Origin of the sequence: Lagierella massiliensis, from assembly GCF_001407835.1 — a bacterium.
Taxonomy (GTDB): domain Bacteria; phylum Bacillota; class Clostridia; order Tissierellales; family Peptoniphilaceae; genus Mediannikoviicoccus; species Mediannikoviicoccus massiliensis.
The window spans coordinates 747,301-767,929 of the sequence record NZ_CYUO01000005.1 but is presented as its reverse complement, the minus strand read 5'-3'; the positions used below and the strand labels follow the sequence as shown (position 1 = coordinate 767,929).

23 protein-coding genes and 1 other annotated feature are annotated in these 20,629 nt (G+C 30.9%); of the genes, 1 reads left to right on the top strand and 22 read right to left on the bottom strand.

Annotation, left to right across the window (positions count from 1 at the left end; translation table 11 throughout):
• Positions 1-37: 37 nt before the first annotated feature.
• The 16 genes from BN2746_RS07265 to BN2746_RS07190 form a co-directional block, all read right to left on the bottom strand.
• Complete coding sequence (locus BN2746_RS07265) at positions 38-889, bottom strand: bifunctional 5,10-methylenetetrahydrofolate dehydrogenase/5,10-methenyltetrahydrofolate cyclohydrolase (RefSeq protein ID WP_055079119.1); 852 nt, start codon at positions 887-889, stop codon at positions 38-40.
• Positions 889-1,365: a metallophosphoesterase family protein gene (locus tag BN2746_RS07260; RefSeq protein WP_055079118.1), complete on the bottom strand. Its 477-nt coding sequence runs from the start codon at positions 1,363-1,365 to the stop codon at positions 889-891. The genes BN2746_RS07265 and BN2746_RS07260 overlap by 1 nt, the downstream gene beginning before the upstream one ends.
• Positions 1,343-1,951, bottom strand: a complete 609-nt coding sequence (gene rdgB / locus BN2746_RS07255; RefSeq protein ID WP_055079117.1) for an RdgB/HAM1 family non-canonical purine NTP pyrophosphatase — start codon at positions 1,949-1,951, stop codon at positions 1,343-1,345. The genes BN2746_RS07260 and rdgB overlap by 23 nt, the downstream gene beginning before the upstream one ends.
• Complete coding sequence (gene gatB / locus BN2746_RS07250; RefSeq protein WP_055079116.1) at positions 1,951-3,372, bottom strand: Asp-tRNA(Asn)/Glu-tRNA(Gln) amidotransferase subunit GatB; 1,422 nt, start codon at positions 3,370-3,372, stop codon at positions 1,951-1,953. The genes rdgB and gatB overlap by 1 nt, the downstream gene beginning before the upstream one ends.
• Complete coding sequence (gatA, locus tag BN2746_RS07245; protein ID WP_055079115.1) at positions 3,362-4,765, bottom strand: Asp-tRNA(Asn)/Glu-tRNA(Gln) amidotransferase subunit GatA; 1,404 nt, start codon at positions 4,763-4,765, stop codon at positions 3,362-3,364. The genes gatB and gatA overlap by 11 nt, the downstream gene beginning before the upstream one ends.
• A complete protein-coding gene (gatC, locus tag BN2746_RS07240) occupies positions 4,765-5,049 on the bottom strand; it encodes an Asp-tRNA(Asn)/Glu-tRNA(Gln) amidotransferase subunit GatC (protein WP_055079114.1) in 285 nt (94 codons plus the stop codon). Before gatC ends, gatA begins: the two co-directional genes overlap by 1 nt.
• A gap of 26 nt (positions 5,050-5,075) precedes the next feature.
• Positions 5,076-5,948: a DNA-3-methyladenine glycosylase family protein gene (locus tag BN2746_RS07235; RefSeq protein ID WP_055079113.1), complete on the bottom strand. Its 873-nt coding sequence runs from the start codon at positions 5,946-5,948 to the stop codon at positions 5,076-5,078.
• 11 nt (positions 5,949-5,959) lie between these two features.
• Positions 5,960-7,219: a Glu/Leu/Phe/Val family dehydrogenase gene (locus BN2746_RS07230; RefSeq protein WP_055079112.1), complete on the bottom strand. Its 1,260-nt coding sequence runs from the start codon at positions 7,217-7,219 to the stop codon at positions 5,960-5,962.
• Positions 7,220-7,229: 10 nt separating this feature from the next.
• A complete protein-coding gene (locus tag BN2746_RS07225) occupies positions 7,230-7,505 on the bottom strand; it encodes a glutaredoxin domain-containing protein (RefSeq protein WP_055079111.1) in 276 nt (91 codons plus the stop codon).
• Positions 7,505-8,899 (bottom strand): glycine--tRNA ligase, encoded by a 1,395-nt coding sequence (locus tag BN2746_RS07220; RefSeq protein ID WP_055079110.1) that lies wholly within the window; start codon positions 8,897-8,899, stop codon positions 7,505-7,507. The genes BN2746_RS07225 and BN2746_RS07220 overlap by 1 nt, the downstream gene beginning before the upstream one ends.
• Positions 8,900-8,941: 42 nt before the next feature.
• Positions 8,942-9,103, bottom strand: a binding site (T-box leader).
• 45 nt (positions 9,104-9,148) lie between these two features.
• The gene (locus BN2746_RS07215) at positions 9,149-9,625 is read right to left on the bottom strand and encodes a hypothetical protein (RefSeq protein ID WP_055079109.1); all 477 of its coding nucleotides are present in this window, start codon (positions 9,623-9,625) and stop codon (positions 9,149-9,151) included.
• Between the two features lie 83 nt (positions 9,626-9,708).
• Positions 9,709-10,179 (bottom strand): pantetheine-phosphate adenylyltransferase, encoded by a 471-nt coding sequence (gene coaD / locus BN2746_RS07210; RefSeq protein ID WP_055079108.1) that lies wholly within the window; start codon positions 10,177-10,179, stop codon positions 9,709-9,711.
• A 1-nt stretch (position 10,180) separates the two neighbouring features.
• Positions 10,181-10,726 (bottom strand): 16S rRNA (guanine(966)-N(2))-methyltransferase RsmD, encoded by a 546-nt coding sequence (gene rsmD / locus BN2746_RS07205; protein WP_055079107.1) that lies wholly within the window; start codon positions 10,724-10,726, stop codon positions 10,181-10,183.
• Between the two features lie 8 nt (positions 10,727-10,734).
• A complete protein-coding gene (recG, locus tag BN2746_RS07200) occupies positions 10,735-12,759 on the bottom strand; it encodes an ATP-dependent DNA helicase RecG (RefSeq protein ID WP_055079106.1) in 2,025 nt (674 codons plus the stop codon).
• A gap of 46 nt (positions 12,760-12,805) precedes the next feature.
• A complete protein-coding gene (locus BN2746_RS07195) occupies positions 12,806-14,437 on the bottom strand; it encodes a DAK2 domain-containing protein (RefSeq protein WP_055079105.1) in 1,632 nt (543 codons plus the stop codon).
• Positions 14,418-14,804 carry an Asp23/Gls24 family envelope stress response protein gene (locus tag BN2746_RS07190; RefSeq protein ID WP_055079104.1) on the bottom strand — a complete coding sequence of 129 codons (387 nt, stop codon included), beginning with the start codon at positions 14,802-14,804 and terminating at the stop codon, positions 14,418-14,420. Before BN2746_RS07190 ends, BN2746_RS07195 begins: the two co-directional genes overlap by 20 nt.
• Positions 14,805-15,007: 203 nt before the next feature.
• Between BN2746_RS07190 and rpmB the strand changes: the two genes are divergently transcribed.
• The gene (rpmB, locus tag BN2746_RS07185) at positions 15,008-15,205 is read left to right on the top strand and encodes a 50S ribosomal protein L28 (protein WP_055079103.1); all 198 of its coding nucleotides are present in this window, start codon (positions 15,008-15,010) and stop codon (positions 15,203-15,205) included.
• Between the two features lie 36 nt (positions 15,206-15,241).
• On the opposite strand, the gene BN2746_RS07180 is transcribed toward rpmB, so the two are convergent.
• From BN2746_RS07180 to BN2746_RS07155, 6 genes are read right to left on the bottom strand one after another with little or no spacing between them, the layout of a single operon-like run.
• Positions 15,242-15,865 carry a thiamine diphosphokinase gene (locus BN2746_RS07180; RefSeq protein ID WP_055079102.1) on the bottom strand — a complete coding sequence of 208 codons (624 nt, stop codon included), beginning with the start codon at positions 15,863-15,865 and terminating at the stop codon, positions 15,242-15,244.
• Complete coding sequence (thiT, locus tag BN2746_RS07175; RefSeq protein WP_055079101.1) at positions 15,865-16,410, bottom strand: energy-coupled thiamine transporter ThiT; 546 nt, start codon at positions 16,408-16,410, stop codon at positions 15,865-15,867. The genes BN2746_RS07180 and thiT overlap by 1 nt, the downstream gene beginning before the upstream one ends.
• Before the next feature lies 1 nt (position 16,411).
• On the bottom strand, positions 16,412-17,077 hold the full coding sequence (gene rpe, locus BN2746_RS07170) for a ribulose-phosphate 3-epimerase (RefSeq protein WP_055079100.1): 666 nt from the start codon (positions 17,075-17,077) through the stop codon (positions 16,412-16,414).
• Positions 17,077-17,943, bottom strand: a complete 867-nt coding sequence (gene rsgA / locus BN2746_RS07165; protein ID WP_055079099.1) for a ribosome small subunit-dependent GTPase A — start codon at positions 17,941-17,943, stop codon at positions 17,077-17,079. Before rsgA ends, rpe begins: the two co-directional genes overlap by 1 nt.
• Positions 17,943-19,895: a Stk1 family PASTA domain-containing Ser/Thr kinase gene (gene pknB, locus BN2746_RS07160; protein ID WP_055079098.1), complete on the bottom strand. Its 1,953-nt coding sequence runs from the start codon at positions 19,893-19,895 to the stop codon at positions 17,943-17,945. Before pknB ends, rsgA begins: the two co-directional genes overlap by 1 nt.
• Complete coding sequence (locus BN2746_RS07155; RefSeq protein ID WP_055079097.1) at positions 19,892-20,629, bottom strand: Stp1/IreP family PP2C-type Ser/Thr phosphatase; 738 nt, start codon at positions 20,627-20,629, stop codon at positions 19,892-19,894. Before BN2746_RS07155 ends, pknB begins: the two co-directional genes overlap by 4 nt.

Below are 20,629 nucleotides of genomic sequence, written 5' to 3'. Positions count from 1 at the left end.
TTTAACAACATCTCCTTTTATTTTGGAAATTTGAATCCTATTTTAAACTTTTTTCTTTTGCTTGAACGATTTGATCCATTAACAATGTTGAAGTAATCTTTCCAACTCCTCCAAGTCTTGGAGTAATGCCTTTTACATAGTCCTTTAGATCTTCAAAGTCAGCATCCCCGGAAAGTTTTCCATCTTCTCCCATGGAAACTCCAACGTCAATTACAATTGAATCCTCTGTTAAGAATTCTCTTGTTAAACTCTTTGCTCTTCCTGTTGCAGTAACTACAACATCGGCTTCTTTAAGAACCTTCTTTAAATCTTTTGTTCTTGAATGACAAATAGTAGGTGTTCCATTTTTTCCTAAAACCATCATCGCCATTGGCTTACCAAGAACCATTGATCTGTTAACTATCGCAACGCTCTTACCTTCGAGGTCAATACCATAATATTCTAAGATTTTCATTGAAGCATATGGTGTTGCAGGTTGGAATGAAGAGAAATCTCCTTGAAAAATCTTCGCAAGATTTGTCGGTGTCATGCAATCTACATCTTTCTTCCAGCAAACTGTTTGTTGAATGACTTCATCATCAATATGTTTAGGTAGTGGTCTAAAGATAATCATACCTGTTACAGAGTCGTCATCGTTAAGTTTTTCTATTTCACTTTTTAATTCTTCTGTAGTTATAGATTCGTCTAAAAGAACTTGTTTTATATCAATCTTATATTTTTCACCTTTTTTGATTAAACTCTTTTCATAAGAAATATCATTAGGATTTTCACCAACTCTTACAATTGCAAGCTTTGGAACTTCGTTTTTTTCTCTTAACTTATCAACTCTTGAAATAATATCTTCTTCTAATTTTACCGCTAAATCATTTGATGTTAAAATTCTATCCATTATCTCTCCTCCATATAAATTCTATTTGTTTTAAGTTTTTCAGTATCAAATATTACATACCCTTTTTTATCATTAAATCTCGGATAGCTTGGACTACCAGGGTTTAAAAATAGTATATTATCTGAAATCTCTTTTGAATAAACATGTGTATGTCCGAACAAAACTACTTGCGCACCTGAGGCCTTAGCTCTAAATTTTAGATTTGTCAACCCAGAATAAACATTATACTTATGCCCATGAGTTATAAAAAAATCTATGCCTCCAATGTTTATAAGAAGTTCAGACGGTTCATCTGTAGCTACATAGTCGTTATTTCCTCTAACAAAGTATATGGGTTTATTCGTTAAATTTCCTATATCTCTACCATCATCAGAAAAGTCACCCAGATGTATTATAACATCTACATTATTTTCTATTAAACTATTAGCAACTTCTTTATAACTGCCATGGGTATCACTTACTATTCCTATCTTCATCTAATATCCTCACTAATAATTCATTTAGTTTATTTAAGGCCTTAGCTCTGTGGCTATATTTATTCTTTTCTTCCATTGACAACTCACCGAAAGTTCTTTTTTCCCCTTTTGGTATAAATATACTGTCGTATCCAAATCCTTTTGTTCCTATTTCTTGTGTAGAAATATTCCCTTCACAAATTCCACTTACAGAATATTCTTTCCCGTTGTCATCTATAAGATAGAGTACGGTTTCAAAAAAAGCTGATCTATCATCTTTGCCTTCAAGTTCCTTTAATAACTTAACTCTATTATCTTTTTCTGTCGGATTTTCTCCAGCATATCTTGCAGTTCTAACTCCTGGTTCGTTGTTTAATGCTCTAACAAAAAGTCCTGTATCATCGGCAAGGGTTGCTTTTTTTACTTTGTCAAAAATAAACTCTGCTTTAATCTTTGCATTGCCTTCAAGTGTTAAAGCATTTTCTTCCACTTCATCCATGGAAATATAATCATTTACACCAATGACTTTTATACCCAAGTGCTGTAACATTTCACCTATTTCTTCAATTTTACCTTTATTATGAGATGCAACTATTAAATCTTTCATTAAATCTTCTCTCTAATAAGTTCATTAAATCTTTGAGGATTTCCCTTGCCTTTAGATGCCTTCATACATTGCCCAACCAAGAATCCAAAAGCTCTGTCTTTACCATTTTTAATATCTTCAATTGATTGAGGGTTTTCCGAAAGAACTTTGTCGACTATTTCTTCAAGTAAACCATCATCACTTAATTGAATAAGTCCATTTTCTTTAACATATTCTTCAGGATCAAAGTTCTCTTCAAATAGTTTCCTTAACACTTTCTTTCCAGTATTATTATTAATTTTCTTTTCTTTTACTAAAATCAAAAGTTTTGAAAAGTTTTCGCTGGACATATTAACGTCTTCAAATTCAATTTCAGCTTCATTAACCCTTCTTAGTACGTCTGATAGTAACCAATTGCTTGTTAGTACTGGGTCCTTTGTTAATTTAGCTGATTTTTCAAAATAATTTGAAAGAGCAATACTTCTTGAAAGAATATCGGAATCATACTCTGGTAAATTATATTCTTTCAAAAATCTCTTCATCTTTTCTTGAGGAAGTTCTGGAAGTTTATTTTTAACTTGTTCTATAAAATCATCTTTTAAAACAGTTCTTGGTATATCTCCCTCAACTGAAAATCTATAATCATTACCCGATTCTTTTTTACGCATAGGAATAGTTGAGGAAGTGCTATCGTCCCATCTTCTTGTTTCTTTATATCCAGTTTCTCCTTTATTAGCCATTTCTCTATGTCTTTTTTCTTCATATTCAATAGCCTTCTCTACCGCTTTAAAGGAGTTTAGGTTCTTTATTTCAGAAATTGCAGTCTTAAAACTTCCATCTTCTGAAAAAATATTTATATTTACATCACATCTTAAAGAGCCTTGTTCCATCTTAACATCTGAAATATTTAAAAATCTTAAGGTCTCTTTTAGATTAGTCAAAAATTGTCTGGCTTGTTCTCCAGAACTCATATCTGGCTTTGACACAATTTCTATTAGAGGAACTCCCGCTCTATTGTAGTCCATTAAAGTGCTTCCCTCTTCATTGTGAATAGACTTACCAGTGTCTTCTTCTATATGAATTCTTTCAAGTCTAATTTTTTTAGTCTCTTCACCATCTTTTATTTCAATATATCCACCTGTGCAAAGTGGTTCGTCTTGTTGTGTTATTTGATATCCTTTAGTCAAGTCTGGATAAAAATATTTTTTTCTATCCATTTTAAAACTTTGATGAATATCACAATTAAAAGCAAGTCCTGCCATTGTGGCATATTCTACTGCCTTTTTATTCATAACAGGCAAAGCTCCTGGATGTCCTAAACATATTGGGCAAACCACGGTGTTTGGAGCAAGTCCAAATTCATTTTTACAACTACAGAACATTTTTGTATCTGTACTTAGTTCAACATGTATTTCAAGTCCAATAAGAGTTTTATAGTTCATTCTTAATACTCCTCTCTAATGAATATGCACTGTTAAGCATTTTTTCATCATCATATCTTTTTCCTATAAATTGTAAGGAACCAGATATTCCTTTTCTAATAGGAATAGATATACTACATAATCCACATAGGTTCACAGGAACATTAAAAGTTCCACTGTCATACATAGAAAGTGGATCGTCCGCTCTTTCTCCAAGTTTCCATGGTAGATTTGTAGCGGTAGGAGTTATTATGAAGTCTACTTCTTCAAACTTACTTTCAAACTCTTCTGCCATTAATTTTCTAACCTTTTCAGCTTGAATATACACTTCTTGATTTGAATCTGAAGCTAAAAACATAGTTCCAAGGGCAATTCTTCTTTGAACTTCTTCACCAAGAGCTTCAGATCTTGTATTAGTATAAAGCTCTCTTGTATTATCATAGTTATCAGTTAAATATCCATATCTAATTCCATCAAATCTTGACATGTTACTACTAACTTCACTGGCTGTTATAACAGAGTAAATGGAAGTTGAATATTTAAGATATTTAAAATTCAAAGTTATAAGTTCAGCACCCATTTTTTCTAAAATTTCAAGCCCTCTTTTATAATCCTCTTCTACAACTGGATCAATTTCAAAAGGTGATAGATCTATAATCCCGATTTTTTTACCCTTTAAATCAAAATTTTCATCTAATTGAAACTCTATTTTTTCCTTCAATGTAGATGTCATATCCATCTTGTCATTTCCTCCAATGACATTTACTATATCTACAATATCACTTACATTCTTACCAAGTATTCCAACTTGATCTAATGTATTTGCCATAGATACAACTCCAGATCTTGATATTGTTCCATAGCTTGGCATGTATCCAATTACATTACAATATTGGGCAGGTTGTCTCGAAGATCCGCCTGTATCAGATCCTATGGAAACATTAACTAAATCAGCTGCAACTGATGCTGCTGAACCTGATGAAGACCCTCCTGGTACAAGTGTTGGATCAACAGGGTTTTTTGTAGGTCCAAAAAATGAAGTTTCTGAAGAACTACCCATAGCAAATTCATCCATGTTAACTTTTCCCAAAATAACTGCATCTTCTTCTAAAAGTTTTTTCACCAAAGTTGCATCAAATATAGGCGTGAAATTTTCTAAGAATTTAGATCCACAAGTCATTCTAAGTCCCTTATATGAAACATTGTCTTTTAAAGTTATAGGTACACCATAAAGTTTGCCCTTATCTTGTTTTTGTTCCAACTTTTCAATTTGATTAATAACATCTTCTTTATCAAAAGTAATGAATATGTTTAAATCTTTTGTATCTTCAATCTTTTTAAATAAATCTTCATAATAAGCCTTCAAGCTCAATTCATTACTTGCAAATTTTTCTCTTAATTCTCTTATATTCATTATTCAATTACCTTTTTCAATCTAAAATATCCATATTCTCTATCTTTTGCATTCTTAAGAGCCTCTTCCCTGTCAATGCTTTCAAAAACTTTATCTTCTCTTAAAATACTCTCATGATTTTCAACAATTTCAAGCATATCAACATCATTAGTATCAACTTCTAAAATAGTCCTTGAAAAATCTAAAACAGTATTAAATTTTTCTTCCATTTTATCAAGCTCTTCATCTTTGATGTTCAAATGAGCCATCTCATATACTCTTTTTACTTCTTTTTTATCTATCATAAAATCTCCTGTCTTAATTTAGAAATCTACTTACCAATTTTATTTTCTCTTCCATAGTAAAACAAATACTGTTGAGCAAATCCACCATAGTCTCCAAATATATCTTTGGCTAAGATACTAATGTTCTTCTTAGAAGTTTCATGTCCAATATATAAACTTTCCATAACCCTCTTAATCCAAACATCAACTGGAAAAGTTTCACTTTTTCCATATGCAAACAACATTATACATGATGCAACTTTAGGCCCTACACCTGGAAATTTTATAAGTTCTTCGTAGAGTTTAGAAGAGTCATAACTTTTTGACTCATCTAAGTTAAACTCTCCTGAATAAATCATTTGAGAAGTTTCCACAATTCTTTTATCTCTAAATCCAACTCTACAAATTTCTCTTATATCTTCAATTCTTACTCGTGATAATGTTTCATAATCAGGAAAACTATAATAAATTTTACCATTATATTCTCCTATTTCTTTACCATATTCTCTACTGATTATATCAATCGATTTTCTTATTCTCGGTATCTGATTGTTTGCAGAAATTATAAATGAAATAATGGTTTCAAAATGATCCTGGTTAAGAATTCTTATGCCATAACCAAAGTCCATTGCTTCTTTCATGGTTTTGTTATTAGAAAGTTTTTCTTTGATAGCATCATAATCCCTTTTTAAATCAAAATAATTAATCCAAATATTATTAAAATCTTCTTCAGTAACATTATCCAAAGTTATAATGTCATCTTTCTTGGATACATTTATAACTCTTCCAAATGCAACATTTGTGTAAGATCCATCTTCATTTTTTTCCCAGCGAAATGCCTGACCACATTCAAAAATATGTTTTGGATTAAAGGATCGATTTCTAAATATTATTTTATTGTCTTTTGCTATATAATCCATTTTTATTTCTATTAAAACCAGCCTCTATACTTCATAGCTTCACTAATCCGAATTAAAGAGTACACATATGTCGCTTGTCTAAATGTTAGATTTTTTTCTTCTTTTATCTTCCAAATATTTTCAAAAGCTTCATTCATAGAAGGCTCAAGCCTACTAAAAACTTCTTCTTGACTCCAGTAATAGCCATATTTATTTTGAACCCATTCATAATATGACACTGTAACTCCACCAGAGTTTGCTAAAATATCAGGAACTATAGTTATTCCTCTGTCATTTAGTATTTCATCTGCACTTGATGTAACTGGTCCGTTAGCACCTTCAACAATAACTTTTACATCTAATTTCTCTGCAATCTCTTCATTTATTGAATTTTCTAAAGCTGCTGGTATTAAAATATCGGCTTTCAAACTCCAAAATTCTTCGGAGTTAATTTTGTTTGCACCTTCAAAGTCTATTAAAGTATCATTTTGTTCTTTGAATTTGGATAATTTTTCATAAGAAATTCCATTTTTATTATAAAGAGCATATTCTCCAATTTCTTTATCCCACTCCAAAAGTGCAATAACTTTGAATCCCATATCCTCTAAAAACTTGAATGTATATGAACCAACATTTCCAAAACCCTGCAAAATTACAGAGGTTTCACTTAATTTCAACCCTATTTTATGACAGATATTTCTCGTTATATACGTAACTCCAAGACCAGTAGCTTCTGTTCGTCCCTTTGAGCCTCCTAAGGATATTGGTTTTCCTGTAAATACTCCAGGTCTATGATGTCCTGTTAATTTTATATATTCATCCAACATCCAACCCATTACTTTTCCATTAGTATTTACATCAGGAGCAGGAATATCAATATCATCACCAAGGTATTTGTAAATTCCTCTTATATAACCTCTGGAAAGTTCTTCCAACTCTCTTTCGGAAAGTTCAGATGGATCTACTTCTATTCCACCTTTGCCTCCTCCATATGGTAAATTCATAACACCACATTTGAAACTCATCCACATGGACAGAGCCTTCACTTCATCCATTGTTACATTAGGATGAAATCTTACTCCACCTTTGCTTGGACCAATTGCCGTACTATGACAAGATCTATAACCTGTAAAAACTTTTATGCTTCCGTCATCCATCTTTACAGGAATTGAAATCTCTATAACCCTTTGAGGATTTTTCAAAATTTCATATACTTTTTTATCAATATCTCCAAGTTCGCAAGCTGATTTTAATTGCAACCTGGCGTTTTCAATCGGATTCAAATTTTCCATAAATACCTTCTTACTTTTCTCTTTCTTTTACATATTCAATTACTTCATCTACATCAAAAGAAATCTTATCCTCATCTATTAGATGAAAGCATGGAATGCCTACTATTTTTTGTTCTTTTATTTTATCAAACTCTTCCCTACTATCTCTAAGGGCAAGAAATTCTTTCAATCTTACAATAGATCTCATAATATCTCTGTAACTATGTTTTATTCCATTTTCCTTAAGCTTTTCTGAAGCAGGCTTACACATAGGACATTCGCTACCACCATATACTACTATTTGCACTAAAAATCCAACCTTTCTGCTATAAATTCAATTAAATCATCAATTTTAACTCTCTCTTGCTCCATGCTATCTCTATGTCTGATAGTTACAGTTTCATCTTCTAAAGTGTCAAAATCAACTGTGATACAGAAAGGAGTTCCAGCTTCATCCTGTCTTCTATATCTCTTTCCTATTGAACCTGATACGTCAGTGTCAACATTGAATACTTTTGATAGCTTTTGATATACTTCATCACTCTTATCAGATAATTTTTTAGTAAGTGGAAGTACAGCTGCTTTATAAGGAGCCAAAGCGGGATGAAGTTTTAATACATTTCTTGTTGAGCCATCTTCAAGAGTTTCAACTTCATAGGCGTTGCATAGGAAAGTTAAAAACATTCTGTCTACACCAACTGAAGGTTCTACACAATAAGGCACATATTTTTCATTTGTAATAGGATCAGTATAAACAAAATCTGCATTAACTGAATTTATATGTTGATTTAAATCGTAGTCAGTTCTATCTGCTATTCCCCAAAGTTCTCCCCATCCAAATGGGAATTTGTATTCGATGTCAGTTGTAGCAACACTATAGAATGATAACTCTTCTTTATCGTGATCTCTAAGTCTAAGTCTTTCTTCATTAACTCCTAAGTTCACAAGAAAATCATAACAGAACTTTCTCCAATAATTAAACCACTCTAAATCTTCTCCTGGTTTACAGAAAAATTCCAATTCCATTTGTTCAAATTCTCTTGTCCTAAAAACAAAATTTCCAGGAGTGATTTCATTTCTAAATGACTTTCCTATCTGTGCAATTCCAAAAGGAACTTTTTTTCTTGAAGTTCTTTGAACATTCCTAAAATTAACAAATATACCTTGCGCAGTTTCTGGTCTCAAATAGATTTCAGAAGTTGTATCTTCTGTAACTCCTTGAAATGTCTTAAACATTAAATTGAATTTACGAACATCTGTGTAATCAAATTTTCCACACTTTGGACATGGAATTTGTTCTTTATTTAAAATTTCCACAAGTTCTTCATTTGATAGTCCATCAAGCCCTGTTAATTCTTCTCCTTTTTCATTCATATAAAAATCTTCTATAAGCTTGTCGACTCTAAATCTTGACTTACAAGCTTTACAATCTATAAGAGGATCTGAAAATCCACCAACGTGACCTGAAGCAACCCAAACTTCTGGATTCATAAGAATCGCTGCATCAATTCCAACATTGTACTCTTTTTCTTGTACAAACTTCTTCCACCAAGCTTTTTTAACATTATTTTTTAATTCAACTCCAAGTGGACCATAATCCCATGTATTTGATAATCCACCATATATTTCTGATCCTGGAAAAACATATCCCCTCATCTTTGCAAGTGATACTATATCTTCCATGGTAATATTTTTATCCATAACTCCTCCTTTTCAATAAAAAAACTTTCGACACTAGCATAAGCTAGGGACGAAAGTTATCCGCGGTTCCACCCTAATTACGACTTTAGTCGTCTCTTAAAGTTAAAAGCTCCAAGATTCCCCACAATTAAGTCTTACTGATTCCCACCAAATATCAGCTCTCTGTAAAAACTTTACATGCTTTTTTCTCTTCATCGCTCTATTAAATTTTAAAATCAAGGATTATTTGATGAGTAAATCTCAAAAAATTTATTCTTGTTTTAATTCTTTTCTATCTTCGTCTAAATCAGATAAAATATCTTTTAACTTTTCTTGTGTTGTAGCTAATAGCTCATCCACATAAGTCATTGATTCGTTCTTTAAAATTAAAGCATTCTTTTCCGCTTTTGTTACAATGTCCTCTGCATATCTGTTAGCACTCTTTGTAACTTCATGTTCGCTAATCATATTATTAAATGTTTCTTTTGCGTCATTAATAATCTTATCAGCTTGTCTTCCTGCATCATTTCTTATCTCTTCAGCATCTCTTTCAGCTTCTGCTAAAATTTTATCCTTTTCATCGTTTACCCATTGAGCTTGTTTAATTTCTCCAGGTAGTCCTTGTCTAATTTGTTGTAATAGATGAAGAACATCATCTGCATCTACTAAAACTTTCTTTGAAAAAGGAACTGTTGATGCGTCATCTAAAAGATCTTCTATCTCTTCGATAATTTGATTTACATCCATACAAATACCTCCAATTTATAATTCTGTTCCAATTATATAATAAAACCTTGACATATACAAGAATTGAAACATATAAAAATTCATTACTTAAGATTTTTTAACATTTCATATGCCAAATCTGGTACGAGTTTTTTATAATCTCCGTCATAATGAAATATTTCTTTTACTAAAGAAGAACTTACATGTGAATACATAGGACTTGAAACCATAAAATAAGTTTCAATTTTATCATTCATAGACTTATTTGTAAGTGCCATTTGAACTTCTGCCTCATAATCAGAAATCATTCGTAAGCCTCTAAGGATATTATAAATATCAAGCTTCCTACATAGATCTATAAGTAATCCTCCAAAAATAACTACCTCTACATTTGGAATTTCCTTACATGCATCTTCTATAATCTTTTTTCTGTCATACACATCAAAAATATAATTCTTATTGATATTATTTAGTATTGCCACATATACCTTGTCAAATTTTTTTGCTGCCCTTGCTATAATATCCAAATGTCCCAAAGTTATCGGGTCAAAACTTCCTGGATAAATTACCTTCATTTTATTCTCCTAAACCTAAAAAATATATAATCTTTTTACCATATTCTTTAATTTTTATTATATCATAGTATTCTATCTCAAGTTCTTGTTCACTCTCAACTATAACAATTCCATCTTCATTTAAAAGACTATTCTCTTTTATAAACTCCAAGCTATCATAATATAAATTTATTTGATTATATGGCGGATCTAAAAATATATAATCGAATTTCATGTTCTCAGCTTTAATATTAAAAAGATTTCTCTCATTATCTCCATGAAAAATCTTTGCATTGTTAAGTAGGTCTGTCTTTTTTAAATTTTCTTTTATACAGTTTATGTTTGTTCTGCTCTTATCGCAAAAGACAGCAAAGTCACATCCTCTACTTAAAAATTCTATTCCAATACCACCTGTGCCAGCAAATAGGTCAAGTGCTTTTGAACCTTCTTCAATACTAAAAAGGGAATTGAAAATTGATTCCTTTATCCTATCTTCTGTAGGTCTTGTATAAGAATCTTTTGTACTAAGTAACTTCATGCCCTTTTTCTTTCCTGAAATAACTCTCATAACTTACCTCAATTAAAAATAATTTGTTCTTCTATATCTTTAGAATACTTATCAAGTTCATCTTTTAAGACTTTGTATTCAACAGACTCAAGTTTATTATTATCTAAAATATCTCTTGTTATATCTTGAACTTTCTTTAACATATCTATGTCTTCAAATAGGTTTACTAATTTAAACTGTTCTTCTCCCGATTGTCTAAATCCAATTACATCTCCTGATCCTCTAAGTTCTAAATCTTTTTTAGCAATAATAAATCCGTCGTTTGTCGATTCCATTATTCTCATTCTCTGTCTTGCAATTTGACTTTTGGAATCATTAAGTAAAATACAATAAGATTGAAATTTTCCTCTCCCAACTCTGCCCCTTAATTGATGAAGCTGAGACAAACCAAATCTGTCAGCATTATATATAACCATTGTATTTGCATTTGGAACATTCACTCCAACTTCAATAACCGTTGTCGAAAAAAGTATCTTTGTCTCATTATTAATAAAACTTTCCATTATTTCGTCTTTTATCTTTGGATTTAGAGCACCATGAATCAAACCTGTCTTTATATTCTTAAAATATGTTTCACTAAGTCTTTCATAAAGCTCTTCAACAGAAGTTAAATTTAAATTTTCCGACTCTTCAATCAACGGACATACAATATAACATTGGCGGCCTTCACTTACATGCTTTAGAAGAAAATTCATTATTCTCTTTTCGTAATTCATTCCTACAGCATAAGTTTCAATATTTTTTCTACCCTTAGGCAACTCATCGATTATAGAAATGTCCAGGGAACCATATTTTGCCAACGCAAGAGTCCTTGGAATCGGAGTAGCAGACATGACTAAAGTATCTACATTTCCTTTCCCAGTTAAAATAGCTCTCTGTTTTACTCCAAATCTATGTTGCTCATCAGTAATGACAAGTCCGATATTTTCAAATGTTACATTGTCCTCAAGTACAGCGTGGGTTGAAACAATAACATCTACAAAACCCTTTTTTATATCTTCAACCATTTCCTCTTTTCGTTTTTTTGTTAATGATCCTTTTAATATCCCTACACGAATTCCATAACCTAAAAACATATTCTTAAGATCATCATAATGCTGAGTAGCAAGTATTTCTGTAGGCGCCATCAAAACAGATTGATATCCATTGTAATATGCATTTAGTATAGCTATTGCCGCTACAATTGTCTTTCCTGATCCTACATCTCCCTGCAATAGTCTATTCATAATAAAAGGCGATTTCATATCCTCAAGAATTTCACCAACAACTTTTTTTTGTGCATTCGTCAATTCAAAAGGTAATTTTTTTATAAAATTATCCACTTCTGGAGCGATTTTAAATGAAATTCCCTCTTTATTTATTTGAGAAAAATTTATATCTAAGTATAATTGATAGAAAAAAATCTCTTGAAATTTTAGTCTCTCAATGGATTTTTGCAATAATGACATTGAGTTTGGAAAGTGAATGTTTATAATAGCCTCTCTATAATCCATCAAATTGTTAGAATTTAATATATCTTTAGGTAAGCTTTCCTCAAATTTTAGTTTTTTTAATGCCTGGCTAATAAAATTTCTAAAATCATTTTGAGTAAGACCTTTAGTTAAATTATAAACTGGAACGATTTTCCCAAGTTCATTTCCCAAAGTTTTGCTGATTATAGGACTTGTCATCTTTAGTTGACCCTTATAGCTTTCAACTTTCCCAAAAACATAAAAATTTTCTCCACTTTTTAATCTATTTACTATATAAGGTTGATTAAACCAAGTCAAATCAATTTTGTATTTCCCATCTGTCGCTTTAACAGTAGTTATGTTTTTATTCCTTCCCAAGTATCTCGTACTCGGATTATTTACCAAACTCAAATGTAATAGAGCGTCTTCTTTCCCATAGGCTTCTTCTATTGTTTTAACATCTCTACGATCTTCATATCTAAATGGATAATGATAAATTAAATCATCAACATTCTCAATTTTTAGATTATTTAAATATTCTCTTTTCTTTGGCCCAAGACCTTTTATTTCTTGTAAATTCATATAATCAACTCTATTTTAAAAAGCCTTACAGAAGTAAGGCTCTTTCTTATTCTACAGATATTATATAGTGATAAAGAGGTTGACCTCCTCTGATAAACTCAATATCAATATCTTTATAAATTCTTTGAAGTTTTCTTTCAAGTTCATTTATAATTTTATCTTCAACATCGCTTCCGTAATAAACAGTTACAAGACTTGCATCTTCATCAATAACTTTGTCAAGTAAGTCTAAAGTAGTTTTGTTAAGTTTCTTTCCAGTTGAAAGTATTTTTCCACCTTCAATTCCTATGAAGTCATTTTTCTTAATTTTTAAACCATCCATTTCAGTATCTCTAACTGAAAATGTAACTTGAGCTGTCTTAACTGACTCTAAAGCTTCTGTCATATCTTCAAAGTTTTCTTCAACACTGTTATCTTCATCAAAAGATAACAGTGCAACGACACCTTGAGGGACAGTTTTTGTCTTTAAGATATGAAGATTTTTTTCTGATAACTCTTTAGCTTGCTCTGCCGCAAGAATAATATTTCCATTATTAGGTAGAATAAAGATATCAGTGGCATTAATCTTCTTTACAGCATCCAATATAGTTTCTGTAGAAGGGTTCATAGTTTGACCACCTGATATAATTTGGTCTACTCCTAACTCTTCAAATATTTTTTCAAATCCATCTCCAGTTGAAATCGAAACAAATCCATACTTCTTTGTCTCGTCTGGATCGTTATAAGGATCTAAATATACATCCGCTTCGTGTCCCATAACCACATGACTATGTTGGATTCTCATGTTGTCGATTTTAATATCTTTTAATTGACCAAGCTTTAGTGCTTCTTCTAAAACTTTTCCCGGATTATTTGTATGAATATGAGTCTTTATTAGCCCCTCTCCACCAACTACTATTAAACAGTCTCCAAGGCTTGAGATCGTGTTTCTAAATTGTAAATAATCTCCATTTTTTGATTCAATTAAAAATTCGGTACAATATCCAAATTTAATGTCTCCAGAAACTTCACTTTGGTGATTGTGGTCAGGAGCTTTTACTACAACTTCTTCCTTTTCGTCATAATTTGAAAGATTATTATAATTTAAAGCGCCTTCCATCATTACAACAAGTCCTCTACCACCTGCATCCACAACACCAGCTTGTTTTAAAACTGGTAAAAGATCTGGTGTCGTATCTAAAACCCTTGAAGCTTCTGCAGTAATATCTTTAAAAAACTCATTTACATCAGTATAGTTTTGGTAGTTTTCTTCAGCAAACTCTGCAGCGCCTCTAATAACTGTAAGAATTGTACCTTCAGTTGGTTGCATAACTGCATTATAAGCAACTTTACATGCACTTACCATAATATCTTTTAGAACTATAACATCAATACTTTTATTATCTGCAACACCTTGAGAAACTCCTCTTAATATTTGAGAAGTTATTACACCTGAGTTACCTCTGGCACCCATCAATGAGCCATTACTAAAAGCTTTTATAATTTCTCCTAAATCATCTGAATCTATTGATTTTAAATTGTTGTAAGCTGATTTTAAAGTTAAGGACATATTTGTTCCTGTATCTCCATCGGGAACAGGGAACACATTTAAACTATTCAATTCTTGTTTGTGATTATCAAGATTAAAATAAACCCCTGATAAAATCTTTCTTAAACCTTTACCATCTATTATTGACATTTTTAACCTCCTGATCTTGGAGTCTAATATCTCTAACTATCACATTTATTTCATTGACTCTTATACCTGTTTCGTGTTCAACTTGAAATTTAATTGTCTCTATAATATTTTGGCACACAACCGCAATTTTAACACCAAATTCAAGAATTACAGATACATCTATATTCAAACTATTATCTTCAATTTTTAAAACTATTCCTTCAGAAAGGCTTTCTTTTGACAATAAATTAATAATACTTTCTGATGCAGAAGCATTAACGAGTCCTACAACTCCATAACATTTCATAGCCGCGTCACTGGCAATAGTTGCTATAACCTGGTCATCTATTTTTATTAAACCAAATTCATTTTCAATATAAGCTGACATATTTCCTCCTTATTTATAAACAAGTACTATTGTATTACATTTTCAATTATTTTAAAATCGTTACTCATTAAATTATACCCAATAGGCATGTATTTAATCCTATCCTATATTCTACACTATTTTCATTTAAGTTTGCAAAGGTATTAAAATTTTGTTATAATACCATTGTTATTATTCAATAAACACTGATTGGAGGTGTAACAATGGCAAAAAAATGTGATATCTGTGGAAAGAGCAAATCTTTTGGTAGCAAGCTAACTTTCTCACATAGAAAAATTAATAGAAGCTGGGCTCCAAATATTAGAAGAGTTAAAGCAGTTGTTGATGGTAAACCTAAGAGAATTAATGTTTGTACAAGATGTTTAAGGTCTGGCAAAGTAGAAAGACCTCAAAATTTTTAATGAAAATACCTTATAAGGTATTTTTTTTTGTCTTTTTTAATCCATTGCCTCTATTATTAGAGCATTCCCTTCTATTTCAATTATTCCTTCATCTTTTAAAAGCTCATTACTCAAAAATCTACTTTGAGAAAAATCTAATTTCAAATCCTTTACTTCGTATAGAAACCCATTGCTACTTACAGTAATATTTTCTTCAAGAGGAACTACAGAAATGTAATCATACTCTTTCTTTATAATATTTTTTTTAAGTCCAAACCTAATTCTATTATGTTTATTTAAAATATATGCTTCTATCCCTTGTTCTGAAATGAGTTTTAACAATGAAACATTAGATAATGTATGATCCATTCTTGTACCAATAGCATTTAATATATATATTCTCTGTGGCTTTTTTGAAATAGCAAACTCCACTGCTGCATGAGTATCTGAAATATCTTTAACTGGATTTAAAGTCCTTATTTCTTTAATTAGATTAGAATTTAATAATTCTTTACTTTTTATAGAATCAAAATCTCCTATAGCCATATCGATAGGAAAATTTAATTTCAACAGCTCTTCAATACCCTTGTCTACCCCTATCACTAAATTTGAAATTTTAATATAGTCAAATAAAAGGGAGGCATTATCACATCCTCCCCCTGTAACTATTGTAATTATCATTACGCTTCCTTCTTAACTCTTGGGAAAATAATTAAAATCAATACAATAGCAATAATCATATTTGGCAATGCATAAGATCCGTTATAAAGAATTGAACCTAATAAAAATGGTTTATCTTGAGGTAAATATTGTTTAAAAAATGCTATTCCTGAAATAACTGCTGCAACCATTCGCAAAACAGTAGCAACAATTGTTCCAGCAATTAAATTTGCATTATTTACCTTACCATCGACAATCAAATTTTTTCTAAATAGCCCTGTTAAGCCGAGCATTGCATATGCAACTGGATAATCTAATAAAAATTGAACTACATTTAGGAAAAATGGATCCATAGCATAGTCTAACAAGCCATATAGTGCACCAAGCACAAGTCCTTTCTTCCATCCCCATCTAAAACCAAATATCAAAAGGGGAACATACCCTCCTGGTGTTATGGAACCACCTTGTGGCAACTTGTAAAGTTTAATAGAGTTTAGGATAAAAGTTAATGCCAACATTATTCCTGCTTCTGTAATAAACCTTGTGCTATTTTTTTTACTTTCCAAACTATATCCTCCTTAAAATTTCTTTATATTTATCAAGCTTAGCTTGCATAAGATATATATCTTCGTTAAATACATCAGAACCAGAAACGAATAAATCAATATCTAAATCTAATAAACTTTCGATATTTGTAGTCTTTACACCACCATCAATTTCTAAAAGAATTTCAGGATTGTTTTTATTTATGAGTTCTCTTATCCTTTTTATCTTTTTTAGTTGTGACTCGATAAAGCTCTGTCCTCCAAATCCTGGATTGACCGTCATAATAAGTATTAGATCAAGTTCATCCCATAAATAATCTAAAACCTCTACAGGAGTCCCTGGGTTTAAAGATATTCCAGCTTTCATACCCATCTGTCTAATCTGTTGTAAAACCCTTAGGGGATGTTTTGTTGCTTCATAGTGAATTGTTACTATATCACATCCAGCATCTTTGAAATTTTCAATATAATTTTCTGGATTTACAATCATTAAATGAGTATCGAAAATAAAATCATATTTTTTTCTTAAAGATTTTATTATTCCTGGTCCAAAAGATATGTTTGGAACAAAATTACCATCCATAACATCCAGATGTAAATACTTGACATCATTTTCAACAAGTATATCTAATTGTTCTGAAAGGTTATAGAAATTTGCCGACAATAGTGATGGCGAAAGAAAACTCATTAATACCCCCTTAAATTTCTAAATTCTTCTAATAACAATAAATAATTTTTATATCTACTTTCAGATATTTTTTTATTTTGAACAGCATTTTTGACTGCACATTTAGGTTCGTTTTCATGAATGCAATTATTAAACTTACATTCATTTTTTAGTTTGGAAAACTCTATAAAACCCTCACCTATATCATTGATATCATTAATAAAATCAAGTGAAAGAGCAGAAAAACCAGGAGTATCTATAACATAACTCCTCTCATCAATCTTTGATATTTCTATATGCCTTGTAGTATGCTTGCCCCTAAGTGATTTTTCACTTATGGAACCTGTCTCAAAATCAAAATGAGAAAATACATTATTTAGTGTCGTTGACTTTCCAACTCCTGAAGGTCCTGTAACAACTGTACTCCTATTTTTAAATAGATTTAAAAGTTCTTTTCCGTTATTTTCTTGATTGCTATTTAAATAAATATCATAACCGATATTATTATATATTTTTGAAATCTTATCACTGTATTCTTTATCAACTAAATCCGTTTTGTTAAAGATGATTTTAGTCTCAATATGTGATAATTCTAACATTAAAAGATATTTATCCAAGGTGTATAAGTTTATGTCAGGAGAAGAAAGACTCATTATAACTATAACCTGATCCACATTTGAAATAGGTGGTCTCAGAAGCTGATTTCTTCTTTCATATATTTCTTTAATATAGGCTGTTCCATCATTATTAATTGATATATCAACTTCATCACCTACTACAGGTTTAACTTTTTTATTTCTAAAAAGTCCCCTTGCCTTGCATAGATAAACTTGTCCTTCTTTTTCTACATAATATATACCTCTATGAGACTTAACAATTTTAGACATTATTCTATTGTTTCTCCGCTATATAACTCATCGTTAACATAGACATTGTAACTTTCTCCTCGTCGAACATTAAGAGTTATATTTGCATCGCCTCTTGCTGTATCAAGCTGACGATTATAAACATTCACTTCTCTATCATCTTCAATTCTTTCAATTCTAACGTTATAAGATCCTGGAGCTATATCTGCCACCCTTACTCTAAAAGTATATGATGTTGTCTTTTTATTAGTTTTTGACTCTGAAGGTTCTTCTGTAGGATCCTCTTTTGGTCCTGTACTTACTTGAAGACTTACAACTGAACCCTTCTTTACCATTACTCCATTATCTACACTTTGACTTATAACTACACCTTTTTCAATTGTACTTGAAGGAGTTTCTTCAATATTATATTTGAGTCCTATATCAGCAAGCTTTTCTGTTGCTTTTCTAACATTCATACCTGCTACATTAATCATTGGAACAGTATCGTCTTCTTTTCCTTTTGAGACTACAAGTTCTACAGTTGAGTTTTTCTTAACAGATTCTCCTGTTCCAGGTTTTTGGCTTATAATATATCCTTCGTCAAAATTATCGCTAAAGGAATCTTTGATTTCAACTTGTAAACCCAAACTTTCAAGTGATGAAATTGCGTCATTTTTCTTCCAATTAGTATAATTTTTTAAAACAATATCTTCTTCTCCACCACTGACATATACTTCTATAGTTGAACCCTTTTTTAATTCCGTTCCGCTTTCAGGATCTTGTTCTACAATAAGTCCCTCTTTTTGATCTGATTCAACTGTTCCCATTACTTTAACTTTTAAATCAAATTCTAATTCATCAAGTTGTTCTTGAGCTGATTCTACATCAATTCCAATTAGAGGAGGAGCTTTTACAACATCTGGTTTTAAAAACTTACCTTTATAAAATTTTACAGCAACTACAGAAGCAGCTACCACTATAAGCGCCAGTAAAATAGGAAGTATATACGTCTTGAAAAAGCCACCTTTTTTCTCTTCTTCTTCTATTTCTTCTTCTTTTTTCATATTATATACTGCCTTTTCTTCAGTTTTAGGTACTATATCTTCATCTTTAATAACACCAATTCTTTCAGTTTTATCAAAATTTTCATCATTATCAAATTTGAAATTACGAAAGTTTAATAAAGCCATTTTCATCTCAGTTGCAGAACTAAATCTGTTATTTGGATCCTTGTCCATAGCCTTTAAAATAATGTCATTAAGACCTTGTGGAATATTAGGATTAATGCTTTTTGGTTCTACTAACTTATCTTGAATATGTTTAAGTGCTATGCCCACTGCATTCTCTGCATCAAAAGGAACTCTACCTGTAGCCATCTCATATAGCACAACTCCAAGAGAGTAAATATCAGATTTTTTGTCTATAAATTTTCCCTTTGCTTGTTCAGGTGAAATATAATGTACAGTTCCAAGCACTGTAGATGTATATGTTATAGTTGCTGATGAAGAAATTCTTGCAATTCCGAAATCAGTAACCTTAGCAACATTATCTTTATCCAATAAAATATTATGTGGTTTTATATCTCGATGGACTACACCCTTTTTATGTGCAGCTTCCAAAGCCGATGCTATTTGAAATCCAACATTTGCAATGAATTCAGATCCAAGGGGAGCATCTTTATTAATTATGTCTTTTAAAGTTCGTCCATCTATATATTCCATGACGATATAATTATATCTTTGGTCGTTCACAACCGCATTACCAACGTCATAAACAGAAACTATGTTGTGGTGAGATAAAGATGCAGCAGATTGTGCTTCCATGGCAAATTTCTTAAGAAATTCTTCATCATCCATAAATTCGTCTTTTAAAACTTTAATTGCAACATATCTATTTAAAAGTTTGTCCTTTGCTTTATATACAACAGCCATTCCACCAACGCCGATGTTTTCTTCAATTAAATATCTATTTCCAAGAGTTTGACCTATCATCTGTCTTCCTCCTTATGTGTGTATAATGAAATTGTAATATTATCGTATCCCCCTCTGCTTAGACTTAGATCTATCAGCTTAAATATCCTTTCCTCTTCACTCTCATCTTTATTAGAAATAATTTGATCTATTTCACTATCAGAAACCAAAGAGTTTAGTCCATCAGAGCATAGTAAAACAATATCTCCTTCATTTATTTCTAAAGATGTTATATCTGGCTCAACAGTTGTTTCCGAGCCCAAACTCTTAGTAATAACATTTTTTCTTCCATAATTTTTTGCTTCTTCTTCTGTTATAGTCCCAGAAATTAATAGGTCATTTACCAAGGAGTGATCTCTTGAAACTTGTTTAAATCCAAATTTATTTTTAAAATATGCCCTACTGTCTCCAACATTTAAAATATATAAGTAATTTTCATGTATAAGAGCTGCTACAATAGTAGTTCCCATATTAGATAATTCATCATCATTATGGGATTCTTCATATATAATACCATTAGAATAGTTAACGCATTGACATAAAAAATTAGTTAGATCCTTTGCCTCTTGATTATGCTCTCTAAAATAATAAATAAAAGATTTTACAGCTAATTCGGAAGCAATTTCGCCTGCATTGTGACCTCCCATACCATCAGCAACAACCATTAATGTTGTATTGCCATCTACATAATTATCATAATAATCTTCATTTAATTTTCTCTGTAGCCCAATATCAGTGGCTGAAAAATAATTCAA

What these genes read in the sequence shown, in the direction of transcription:
- BN2746_RS07265 (WP_055079119.1), bottom strand. Translation starts at nt 889, where the DNA reads ATGGATAGAATTTTAACATCAAATGATTTAGCGGTAAAATTAGAAGAA.
- BN2746_RS07260 (WP_055079118.1), bottom strand. Translation starts at nt 1,365, where the DNA reads ATGAAGATAGGAATAGTAAGTGATACCCATGGCAGTTATAAAGAAGTT.
- rdgB (WP_055079117.1), bottom strand. Translation starts at nt 1,951, where the DNA reads ATGAAAGATTTAATAGTTGCATCTCATAATAAAGGTAAAATTGAAGAA.
- gatB (WP_055079116.1), bottom strand. Translation starts at nt 3,372, where the DNA reads ATGAACTATAAAACTCTTATTGGACTTGAAATACATGTTGAACTAAGT.
- gatA (WP_055079115.1), bottom strand. Translation starts at nt 4,765, where the DNA reads ATGAATATAAGAGAATTAAGAGAAAAATTTGCAAGTAATGAATTGAGC.
- gatC (WP_055079114.1), bottom strand. Translation starts at nt 5,049, where the DNA reads ATGATAGATAAAAAAGAAGTAAAAAGAGTATATGAGATGGCTCATTTG.
- BN2746_RS07235 (WP_055079113.1), bottom strand. Translation starts at nt 5,948, where the DNA reads ATGGATTATATAGCAAAAGACAATAAAATAATATTTAGAAATCGATCC.
- BN2746_RS07230 (WP_055079112.1), bottom strand. Translation starts at nt 7,219, where the DNA reads ATGGAAAATTTGAATCCGATTGAAAACGCCAGGTTGCAATTAAAATCA.
- BN2746_RS07220 (WP_055079110.1), bottom strand. Translation starts at nt 8,899, where the DNA reads ATGGATAAAAATATTACCATGGAAGATATAGTATCACTTGCAAAGATG.
- BN2746_RS07215 (WP_055079109.1), bottom strand. Translation starts at nt 9,625, where the DNA reads ATGGATGTAAATCAAATTATCGAAGAGATAGAAGATCTTTTAGATGAC.
- coaD (WP_055079108.1), bottom strand. Translation starts at nt 10,179, where the DNA reads ATGAAGGTAATTTATCCAGGAAGTTTTGACCCGATAACTTTGGGACAT.
- rsmD (WP_055079107.1), bottom strand. Translation starts at nt 10,726, where the DNA reads ATGAGAGTTATTTCAGGAAAGAAAAAGGGCATGAAGTTACTTAGTACA.
- recG (WP_055079106.1), bottom strand. Translation starts at nt 12,759, where the DNA reads ATGAATTTACAAGAAATAAAAGGTCTTGGGCCAAAGAAAAGAGAATAT.
- BN2746_RS07195 (WP_055079105.1), bottom strand. Translation starts at nt 14,437, where the DNA reads ATGTCAATAATAGATGGTAAAGGTTTAAGAAAGATTTTATCAGGGGTT.
- BN2746_RS07190 (WP_055079104.1), bottom strand. Translation starts at nt 14,804, where the DNA reads ATGTCAGCTTATATTGAAAATGAATTTGGTTTAATAAAAATAGATGAC.
- rpmB (WP_055079103.1), top strand. Translation starts at nt 15,008, where the DNA reads ATGGCAAAAAAATGTGATATCTGTGGAAAGAGCAAATCTTTTGGTAGC.
- BN2746_RS07180 (WP_055079102.1), bottom strand. Translation starts at nt 15,865, where the DNA reads ATGATAATTACAATAGTTACAGGGGGAGGATGTGATAATGCCTCCCTT.
- rpe (WP_055079100.1), bottom strand. Translation starts at nt 17,077, where the DNA reads ATGAGTTTTCTTTCGCCATCACTATTGTCGGCAAATTTCTATAACCTT.
- rsgA (WP_055079099.1), bottom strand. Translation starts at nt 17,943, where the DNA reads ATGTCTAAAATTGTTAAGTCTCATAGAGGTATATATTATGTAGAAAAA.
- pknB (WP_055079098.1), bottom strand. Translation starts at nt 19,895, where the DNA reads ATGATAGGTCAAACTCTTGGAAATAGATATTTAATTGAAGAAAACATC.